Raw genomic sequence first — 9965 nt, forward strand, 5'->3', positions numbered from 1 at the left:
AGCCAGCTTCACCGCCAGGGCATCCTCACTCATCACACCAAGCCCAACGAGCCGATCATGAAAACCGCCGACCAGCTAATTCGTCGTCGGGCCCTTAGCCGGCCGAGCCGGCTCCCGCCTGGCGTCACTGATCGGGATCGCTGCCGGGCGCGACACATTGCTGCGGCTGGTCAAAGCGCTCCCGGATCCGCCTCAAGCACTGATCACGGTGCTCGGCGTCGACGATTTCGCTTTCCGCCGGGGCCGTCATTACGGCACCGTGCTGATCGACATGTCCAGCCACCGGCCGGTCGACATGTTCGATGGCCGTGACGGTGACAGCCTGGCCGCATGGCTGCGGCAGCACCCTGAGGTTGAGGTGATCTGCCGCGACCGGGCCGGCGGCTATGGTGAAGGCGCCCGCGCCGGAGCTCCCCAGGCGATGCAGGTCGCGGACCGATTCCACCTCTGGCAGAACCTAGGCCAGGCAGTCGAGAAGAGCGTCAACGCGCACCGCTCCCAGCTCACCGCCCCGGCACTGCCGCCCGCGAATAACACCATGCCCGCGCAGGTGCGGTCGCCGCCTAACCTCAAGATCGTGACCCGCCTGCGTGAACACCACGCCGCTGTTCACGAACTGGCCGCGCAAGGACTGAACAAGTCCGCGATCGGCCGCAAACTCGGCCTGCACCAGGCCACAGTCCGCAAATACCTCAACGCCGCCAACGCCGCCGAGCTGACCGCCGTATCCGAGCAACGCGCGCATCTGGTCGACGACTATGTCGCCTACCTGCACCAACGCCGGAACGAGGGCGAACGCAACGCCACCGAACTGTTCCGCGAGATCAAACAACAGGGCTATCCCGGCGGGGAACTGGCCGTGCAACGCTATCTGCGCCGCTTCCGTAAAGGCCTCGGCCATGCCCCACTCCCGGGCCCGAAACCACCGTCGGTGCGGCAGGTCACCTCAGGGATCATGGCCCACCCCGACCATCTCGACCCCGGCGACACGATCAAGCTGAGGGACGTCCGCAGCCGCGACCGGGATCTGGATCGGCTGGTCGAACACGTGCGAGCTTTCGCGGTCATGATGACCGGCCGCCACGGCGACCGCCTGGAGGACTGAATCATCGCCGTCGAAAACGACACCCTCACGCCACTGGCCGGGTTCGCCCGCAACCTGCGCCGCGACCTCGACGCTATCCGCAACGGCCTGACACTGGAACACAGCTCCGGCCCGGTCGAAGGCAACATCAACCGCCTCATTCTGTGGAATCAGAGCTTGTCGATTCATGATGCCGGGTTCGTGGCGAGGTGGATCGTGGCGCCGCGGTCGAGAACGATGCCGCCGGACTGGTGCATGCGGGTCAGTTCGGCGAGCGAGCGTCGCCGAAATTCGGCGGCGTCTGTGGGGTTGAGGGCTTCGACGCGTGCGGCGAATCCGTGGGACATGTGAAAGTCCCAGCAGGTTTGCGGGTCGGAGACGGGCAGGTGGACGGCGATGTCGATGGTGCGGACGTCGACGAAACCCGCCTCGTGTAGGCAGGTCGAGACATCGAGGTGGTCGGGGAAGGGGCGTGCGGCGGCCCGTGGTGCGAACTCGGTCCAGATCTCGTTGAAGGCGTTCCAGCGGCCGTGGTCCTCGCAAGGGCCTGGTGTGGTCAGGGCGATAGTGGCTGTGGGCCGTAGAACTCGGCGTAGCTCGGTGAGCACCTGCGCGGGAGTGGTGACGAGGTGTATGACGAAGCCGCCGGTGGCGAGGTCGTAGCAGTTGCCGGGTAGGTCGAGGTGGTGGATGTCCATCAGGCGGACGTCGATCCCGGGGTGAGCGGCGGCGAGGTGCGAGACCATGCGGGGTGCGGCATCGACGGCGGTGACGGTGTATCCGCGGGCAGCGGCAGCAGCGGCAATGGCTCCGCGGCCGCTACCGACGTCCAGCAACCGCATGCCATGGGATGGATCGATGACGTCGAGCATTTGGGCCGCGAACTCGGCGAAGAACGGGATGACCTGGTCGTAGCTGTCTGCGAGCCGGTCGAACAGCGTCCACGTGTCGGTCATGACCGCGAGAATGGTCCGCCGTCGACAAGCCGGCAAGCCGATTTGCCGATGCCGCGTCCACCCTGGGGTCTAGATCTTGGTGGGTTGGAGCACGGTCAGGGGCAATTGCCTGCCTGGTTCGGCGCGTAGCTGGTTCGGGGTGGGGCCGGCTGGCGTGGCGACGTCGGCGAGGCGGTGCAGTAGGCGGTCGACGGCGGCGTGGTCGTTGTCGACCGCGGCGCGTTCGTCGTCGGTGAGCGGGACGCCGACGAGCATGCGCTGCAGGCCGGTCTTCGCTTCGAGCAGCTGGCCCGAGCTGGAGGTTTTCGGGGTGTAGAAGTCGCAGCGCGCGCAGGCCATCCTGTGCTGGCACTGTTCGAAGAACGTGTAGCTGCAGTAGCCGTGGCCGAGGTCGTAGTGCTGCCAGGGTTCGCCGTTGGTGCCGGCGCCGGAGGCGACGGCGTCGCGGTCGACGAGGACTTCGATGGTGCGTACGTTGCGGGCGAAGTAGCCGGCGTCCCGGTAGGCGCGGGTCAGCGTGGCCGGGGTGATCTTCGCGTAGTACTGGGTCGATTGCGGAGACCGGTGACCGAGCCATGCTTGCAGCTCGAACAGGGTCATCGGTTCCTTGGCGTTGTAGAGCTGGCTGGCGATTGTGGATCGGGCCCGGTGGCTGGTGATCGCGCCGCGCACGTCGACGGCCGGGACGCCGCCTTTGCGGCAAAGCATCGGGATGATCGTGTTGTTGATGTAGGCGGTGGACACCCGGCGGGCGCGGGCGGCGAACAGCAGGTCGACGCTTTCGCCGGTGCGGCGGTCGGTGAACGGTGGCTGAGCGGGTCGGGCGGCCTGCCAGGCGTCGATGGCCTGGCCGAGGATCGGGTCGACGGGTTTGGTGAAGGCGGTGCCGGTCTTGTGGGTGGGGACGTCGAGCAGGCAGACGGCGTCGCTGGCCAGGACGTCGGTGGAGTCGCCGGGGATCGCGGTGCCGTGGTGTTGCCAGCGGATGCAGCCGACACGCAGCCGGGCGATCTCGTCGCTGCGCTGACCGGAGAACAGCCAGGTCAGGGTGACCGCACGGACCAGCTCGAACGGGTAGTACGGGCCGGACTGGGTGTCCGGCAGGTCGCCGGCGGTCAGGTTGAGCCCGGCCCAGAGCAGCTTCGCCCAGATGTCATCGGCGATCACCCGCGGGTTCGGGCCGAGCAGGGCGGCGATGCTGCGTGGGACGGCCAGGGCGCGTTGCGGGTCGAAACGGCGGGGCAGCCATTCCCATTCCTGGCAGTCCCCGAAGAACCTGCGCATCGCGCTGATCTGCCCCGCCTTGGCCCCGGCGGTCAACGGCTGGCCCAGCCGGTCGCCGAGACCGGCGGTGCGCTGGACGAAGTCCCCGACCCGCATGCGGTCCAGCGCGGCGATCCACGTCGCGCAGGTCTGCCGCGTCCAGCCCGCTGGGTCGGCGGCCTCGGGATGTTGCTCGGCCAGCCACCGGCCAACCTTGAGCAGGTTCGCGCGGACGCTGCCGCGGACCCGCGGGGTGAGAGTGGACGTGTCATGCCACCGGTCGGCGGCCTGCTGCCAGGTATCGACGCCGCCGGTGGCCCTCGCGTGCTGGCCGGTGCGACCGGTTGGGGCCGCGCAGAACCCGAGCTCGGCGACCGCTCGCTGCACCGCGTGCACGGTGTTGAGCCGGGCTCCGTCCAGCAGCCGCTGTTCGCGGACCCGGTCGAACAGGCCGGTGGTCATGTCCTGCAGGTGCGGGCTGCCGTTGGCCAGCATCAGCTGCGCGACGGTCAACGGCAGCAGCGGGTCCTCGGGACGGCCGAGCTGGTAGCCCCAGCCGCCCAGCACCCGCCGGAGTTGGCCGAGTTCACCGTCGACGCGGTCACGGCCGAAGATCCGCCAGCACAGCACCAGCCGTTGGAAGCTGCCGAGCCGGTGAAACGCGGTGAACCCGCCCAGCAGAAACGCATGCGCCGCCAGATAGGGCCGAACCTCGTCACCGGCCCAGGCCGGCGCACCAGCCCGGAACTCTGCCACGGTGCGGCCCAGCATGGCCTCCCACTGCTCGGCCGCCCAGTCCCAGTAGCTGCCGGCATCAGACTGCGCGCAACGCGTCAGGAGCAAAGCGACCACGTCCAGCATGGCGCGGCGCCGGTGCGGGGTCGGCGGGGAATCCAACCCGGCGTTGACCGCGTCCAACGGTCGCAGCAGCCGGGCGATGACCGGCCAGCCCGGCGCGGCCGGATCACCGGTCTTGAACCGGCGCAGGGTGGCCAAACCGAGCTCGCTGATGGCGGCGGCTTCCTCGGCCTGCACAACGATCCGTAGCAGCGGGCGGGTCACCGGCGGCACCCACCGGCCCGGTCCCGCTTGCGCCAGCCGCGACGCCTGCGCGCTCAACGGCTTGTTCCCGTGCTGTCCATGCCGGCGAGCATCTCGACCCGCCAGGCGTGGATGTGCTGCATCCCCGTGGCAAGCTTGTCGGCCAGGTCCCGGCCGGACAGATGGATGTATTGCAGCGTGGAATCGGTATGCCGGTGACCGGCGAACGCGGCGATCGCGTGGACCTCCCAGCCCATCCGGGCCAGATCAGTCAGACACAGATGCCGGGTGGTATGCGTCGAGAACCGCGGCAACCCCGCCGCCGACGCGACCCGCCGCACCACCTTCGACCAAGTCCACAACGTCACCGGCTGCGCCGTGTTGCGCCGCGACTCCGACAACAACAGCGGCCCCCGGGCCCGGCTCAACGTCGCCCGGTGCCGCAGATAGTCCGCCAGCAACACCCCGGTCGGCGCCGAGTACGGCACCATGCGTTCGAGGCGGTTCTTCGTCGTTTCCGCTCGCACCCGCAGCATCCGCCGTCCCGGATCGAGGTCGTCGGTGCGCAGTGAGCACAGCTCTTCGCGGCGCAGCGCCGCGTCATACGCCAGCGCGAGCATCAACCGGTTCCGCGCCGGCTCGCCGCGGAACGCCGTCAGCAATGCCAGCCACTGCGGCTCGGTCGGGATCCACGGCAGCTTCGCCAGCCTCGGCACCAGCCCGCGCTGCTGCCCACCGAACCGGCGACCAGGGGTATACCGGCCCCGACCGACCGGGTTCGACTCGCGCACGCCCTCCTCGATCAGATAGTCGAAGAACAGCCGCACCGGCACCAGCCGCTGCTGCAACGTCGCGTTCGCCAACCCCGAGCCCGAACCGATCGACACCACGTTCGCGCCGTGCCGGCCCGGCCGCGACGTCAACACCCGAACGAACACCGCCACGTCCGCCCGCGACGCCCGAACCGGATCCACCCCGGCGTCCTCGCACACCTCGAGGAACTCGGCCAGGCCCCGGGCATACGCGTCGATCGTCCGAGCCGCACGACCCAGATCCGTCCACACCCGCAGCCACTCAGCCGCACGCTCATGCCGGACCAGAACCGGCCACTTCTCCTCCATGATCATCAGAAGCTTCAACCACGGCACCAGCGCCCGGCAACGCCCTCGACCAGGGGTTCAGCCGTCAGCGTGATTCCAAGTAACTTTAAAGATGATCAAACGGCAGATGTTTGGCCGCGCCAGCCTCGACCTGCTCCGCAAACGCGTCCTCCTGGCCCACTGATCGCCTTCACACAACCGGCGCCAGAGCCATTTCTGGCTCTGTCGCACTTTCGGTGATAGCAGAAAGTAGCGACCTCATTGCCCGAGCGAAGCCCCGTCCAAATTGGTGTAGTTGCGACAGAACGGGCGGGAGGTCATCGTTGCGAACCCACACCCCGAAGGCGGCCGGCCCCGAATTGCCAGCGCCAGGAGCCCGCACGGGGCATTCCCCGCCATTACGCAACGTCACCACCGAAAGTGCGCCAGAGCCGAATTTCTTACAGTCCATCATTGCGTTGTCGGGTAACCGCTGGCCACGGGGTGATCAAGTCGTGTGGTCGGCGGATGGCCGGGCCGGTGACGCGGGCGATGCCGGTGACGTCGTTGGTGCGGTGCCAGCCGATCGCGATGTCACGCAGGGGATGCGATGGCGGCGGTCCGGTACAGGTCGGGACTTGCTGTTTGGTCTCTACGGAATGGTCACGTCGCCGCCGTGAGACGCTGTTGTTTCGAGTGGAGGTGAGAGACCTTCGCCGCTACCCCTGGAACTGTCCCCCGTTCGGTTCTGTATGACTTTCGGTGGTGACGGTGGGTGAGGGATTCAGCCGAGCAGGATGCGGTGGCGGAGAGGTTCGAAGCCGGCGCGTCCATACATTTGGCGTTTCAGCAGTTTGGTTTTGGTGTTGACGCCCTCGGTCGTGCCGTTGTGATGGGGCAAGGTCAAGGCGGCGTCGACAGCGGCGCGGTCTCTGTCGAGCCCGCGGGTGAAGCGTGCAGGTGGGGTAGATCTTCGTCTCGGACACCGGTGATCCCCTCGGTGAGCAGCTCCGCGTTGTCATCGCAGGGTGTGAGCTTGGTGGCGAACGAGGCGACCAGGCCGGCCAGGGCGGTCATCTGCGGGCAGGCGGTCGTGAGGGATCGAGCAGCTCGCGCTGCCGGTCGGTGCGGTGCTCGGGATGGGTAAGCAGGTAGCGGGCCAAGCGTCGGGGTGAGACCGCGGGACGGTCGGCCTCGACGCGGCCTTGGTGGATGTACTTGTGGAGCAGGTTCAGGCTGCCCTTGTAGCCCCGGGTCTTGATCTCGTGGAATAGGTGCAGAACCGCGATCGGGGGGTTCTGTTCGCGGCGGTGGCGCAGGTGCTCGCGGTAGGGGTCGACGAGGGTGGACCGGTATTTCGGTGCGTGGACCAGCCGGTCGGGTTCGGTGACGCGGGCGTAGCGCTTGATCGTGTTCAGAGACAGGTTGAGCCGGCAGGCGCACTCGAGCAGGCCGACCCGTTTGTCGAGCAGGGCGTGGATCTGCCGCCAGCGTTCCCGCGTCGTCGCGGCCTGGGGCCCGTCGGGCGGCGGCGGGCCGACTTTGGCCCAGCAGGCGCTATGCGCGGCGACCTCTTTGACGACGGCTTCGGCGAGGTTGTGCCACAGATGCCCGCGCGGTCAGCGACCTGGATCGCGGCGGGCAGGGCGCGGCGGATCGCTTCTGATGGCATAGGTAGCGGACGAATCCCGGCAGACGATCTGCACGCCGGGATGCCCGCGCAGTCAGGCTTCCAAGGTGTCGGCTAGCCGGTCGGGCAGGACAGCGGCACATTCATGGGTTTGAGCGTCGATCAAGACCGTTGCGTACGGCCGGCTGCGGCGCAGCGCGAAGTCGTCCACCCCGCGCACCCGCGGCGTCGGCCTTGGTGGTGGCGGCAGCCCGAGCAGGATCCGCAGAGCGGTGTGCCGGGGCGGTCCCGAGTCGCACAGTAGTCAGCCGTTGCAATACTCGTCGGCGACCGCGAGAGCCTCGTCCACGATGGCCAGGCCCACGCGCGCCTCGGCCTCGGTCGTGGTGCACGGCGGGGCGATGTGGAGCCGGTTGAAGTGGGTTCTCGGCCACAGTCCGCGCTCCCTGCATGCGGCCGCGAAAGCAGTCATCGCCGAGGCGCCCGTGCCTCCGTGCGACTGTACGAGCGGCTCGCGGGTAGCACGGTCGCGAACGAGCTCCAGAGCCCAGAACACACCCAGCCCCCTCACCTCACCGACCGACGGATGCCGCGCTGCGATCTTGGCCAGCTCCGGCCCGATGACATGGCTGCCGAGAGTCCGAGCATTCTCCACAATACGTTCGTCCTTGAATATCTCGATCGAGGCGATCGCGCTCGCACACGCGAGGGGGTGGCCTTGATAGGTCAGCCCGCCGGGATACATCCGGTTGTCGAACGTTGCTGCGACCGGCTTGGAGACGATGACACCCCCCAGCGGAACATAGCCGGAGTTCACCCCCTTGGCAAAGGTGATCAGGTCCGGCGTCACATCCCAGTGCTGCATGGCGAACCATTCGCCACATCGTCCGAATCCGGCCATGACCTCGTCGGCGATCAGCAGGATCCCGTGCTCGTCACAGATCTCACGGACGCCGGCGAGATAGCCCGGTGGCGGCACCAGAATGCCGTTGGCGCCTACCACAGGCTCGAGAATGATCGCCGACACAGTGTGGCCACCCTCGGCCATGACGGTGGCCCGCAAATGCGCAAGCGCCCGATCGGTCTCTTGTTCGAGGCTGTCGCTGTGGAAGGCGGAACGGTAGAGATAAGGACCCCAGAAATGCACGACCCCTGGCGTCGTATACGGTTCGCTCCCCCATCGCCGCTGGTCACCCGTCACGCCGATGACTCCGTGGGTCGCACCGTGATAGCTGCGGTACATAGCGAGAACCTTGAATTTTCCAGTATGCAGTCGCGCCATCCGGATAGCGTTCTCGTTCGCCTCCGCGCCGGCGTTGGTAAAGAAGACGCTGCGAAATCCGGGGCCGGCCAACTCGCAGATGAGGCGTGCGGCCTCTGAGCGGGCGCCGTTGGCGAGGGCAGGTTGGATGATGGTCGCCTGGGCAGCGTAGTCCCGGATGGCCGCAACCAGCCTGGGATGCTGGTGGCCGATGTTGACGTTGACCATCTGGCTGGAGAAGTCCAGATAGCGCTTGCCGTCGTAGTCGACGAAATAGGACCCCTCAGCCGATGCGACAGGCAGTTCCGCCTGTGCCGACCAGGAGTGGAAGACGTGGGAGCGGTCGAGCCGAAGAATGGTAGCCTTGTCCGTGGGAATGCCAGCGAGGGGATCGACCAGGTTGTACTTTTCGGCCACGGGCGCGCTTCCTTAAGGATACGACGTCGGACATCGGCAGCCGGGGGCCGACCGCACGCACGGAGCCTACCCGAGCGGAAGCCGGTCGGACCGGCCCGAACCTGTCCGGCCACAATGCCCTCGACAGCCGCGGCGTCCCGGAAGGCACAACAGTTGAGTGCAGGGAGCAGGTCGACCACTTCGCGACACGTAGCGCCGCGCGGTGGCGGCGCCCACGCCGAACCGGTCACAGGAAGGGCCGGGTGAGTTCCCGCTTTCGTGGAGCTTCTCAAGCATGATCGACCTGATCATGGGGAGGAAGCTTCTGTGGCCGCACCGACGAAGTACCCCGACGAGCTACGAGCGCGTGCCGTGCGTCTGTGTCGCGAGTCGGAGCCCAAGCCGGTGATCCGGCGCCTGGCCGAGCAGTTGAACGTGCATCATGAGGCGCTGCGTAACTGGATCCGGCAGGCCGAGGCCGATGCCCGGGAACGACACGACCGGCCGACAACGGAGTTGGCCGAGGAGAACCGCCGGCTGGCGACGGAGAATGCTGAGCTGCGGCGGACGAACGAGATCCTGAAAGCGGCGTCCGCGTATTTTTCGCGGCGGTGCTCGACCCGACCCGGCGACGGTCATGAGGTTCATCGACGAACACCGTGACCGCTTCGCGGTCGCGCTCCCGTTACGGGTCCTGGACATCGCCGAATCGACCTACTACCAGTGGGTCAAGCCGGCTGACCGGCCGAGCGACCGGGGCCTCGCCTCGTCGACATCGTCGTCCTGCGGTGCGGTAACGCCGCACGCGGTGAAGCTGGGGCACCGCGTTGCGCACAGTAGTCGACGATCTTGCGAGGGCTGAGTGACAGCAGTCTGCGCGCATACCGGTCAGTTCCGGGCGAAACTGAGGATTCGGTTAGACCGGGCCGGTCAGCGACGGCACAGTCGTGATCAACATGAGCGGATTACCCACCGAGTAGAACCTGTGCTCTTCCTAGCTGCTGACTGCGAACGAAGCGCTCAGCGGAATCCGTTGCTCTGCGAGATTAGCACGAACTTCAACGATTCCGGCTTCATCCCGACGGCCGCTGGGCGATGGAATGGGGAAGAACGTGGACGGGTTAAGGGCCCGACGATGAATAAGTTGGTCGGTTCGAGGGTGATTGTCTGGTTTCGCACCGTTTCTGGGATGGGTCCAGGATGGATGACGTAGTTCCACTCGCCGTGGAAGGCGTATCGCTGGACCGGGACAGCC

9 protein-coding genes and 1 pseudogene are annotated in these 9965 nt (G+C 67.3%); 3 read left to right on the forward strand and 7 right to left on the reverse strand.

The genetic code is table 11. The features are described 5' to 3' along the window. The first annotated feature begins 157 nt into the window (after window positions 1-157). Window positions 158-1105 carry a transposase gene (locus tag AB0F10_RS41255; protein ID WP_360638725.1) on the forward strand — a complete coding sequence of 316 codons (948 nt, stop codon included), beginning with the start codon at window positions 158-160 and terminating at the stop codon, window positions 1103-1105. 164 nt (window positions 1106-1269) lie between these two features. Here the strand turns inward: AB0F10_RS41255 and AB0F10_RS41260 are convergent, their stop codons facing one another. From AB0F10_RS41260 to AB0F10_RS41280, 5 genes and pseudogenes are all read right to left on the reverse strand, one after another. Then, window positions 1270-2040 (reverse strand): methyltransferase domain-containing protein, encoded by a 771-nt coding sequence (locus AB0F10_RS41260; RefSeq protein ID WP_360638728.1) that lies wholly within the window; start codon window positions 2038-2040, stop codon window positions 1270-1272. 69 nt (window positions 2041-2109) lie between these two features. Continuing rightward, entirely contained in the window at window positions 2110-4365 is a 2256-nt protein-coding gene (locus tag AB0F10_RS41265; protein ID WP_360638731.1) for a tyrosine-type recombinase/integrase, read from the reverse strand. Between the two features lie 53 nt (window positions 4366-4418). Further along, the gene (locus AB0F10_RS41270) at window positions 4419-5471 is read right to left on the reverse strand and encodes a site-specific integrase (RefSeq protein WP_360638734.1); all 1053 of its coding nucleotides are present in this window, start codon (window positions 5469-5471) and stop codon (window positions 4419-4421) included. A gap of 736 nt (window positions 5472-6207) precedes the next feature. Beyond that, window positions 6208-6366 (reverse strand): annotated as a pseudogene (locus AB0F10_RS41275) (transposase); the annotation flags it as partial. Beyond that, window positions 6327-6500 (reverse strand): hypothetical protein, encoded by a 174-nt coding sequence (locus tag AB0F10_RS41280; protein WP_360638737.1) that lies wholly within the window; start codon window positions 6498-6500, stop codon window positions 6327-6329. The pseudogene AB0F10_RS41275 and the gene AB0F10_RS41280, both read right to left, overlap by 40 nt. Window positions 6501-6697: 197 nt before the next feature. On the opposite strand from AB0F10_RS41280, the gene AB0F10_RS41285 reads away from it, so the two are divergent. Further along, window positions 6698-7171, forward strand: coding sequence for a hypothetical protein (locus AB0F10_RS41285; RefSeq protein WP_360638740.1), 474 nt, complete (start codon window positions 6698-6700; stop codon window positions 7169-7171). A 186-nt stretch (window positions 7172-7357) separates the two neighbouring features. Here the strand turns inward: AB0F10_RS41285 and AB0F10_RS41290 are convergent, their stop codons facing one another. Continuing rightward, on the reverse strand, window positions 7358-8713 hold the full coding sequence (locus AB0F10_RS41290) for an aspartate aminotransferase family protein (RefSeq protein ID WP_360638749.1): 1356 nt from the start codon (window positions 8711-8713) through the stop codon (window positions 7358-7360). 324 nt (window positions 8714-9037) lie between these two features. Here AB0F10_RS41290 and AB0F10_RS41295 point away from each other — a divergent pair, with 324 nt between their 5' ends. Then, window positions 9038-9373: a transposase gene (locus tag AB0F10_RS41295; protein WP_360638743.1), complete on the forward strand. Its 336-nt coding sequence runs from the start codon at window positions 9038-9040 to the stop codon at window positions 9371-9373. A gap of 357 nt (window positions 9374-9730) precedes the next feature. Here AB0F10_RS41295 and AB0F10_RS41300 read toward each other — a convergent pair. Further along, the coding region (locus AB0F10_RS41300) for a hypothetical protein (protein WP_360638746.1) at window positions 9731-9965 on the reverse strand (235 nt) is incomplete at its 5' end.

This window comes from Actinoplanes sp. NPDC026623 (assembly GCF_040638275.1).
GTDB lineage: Bacteria > Actinomycetota > Actinomycetes > Mycobacteriales > Micromonosporaceae > Actinoplanes.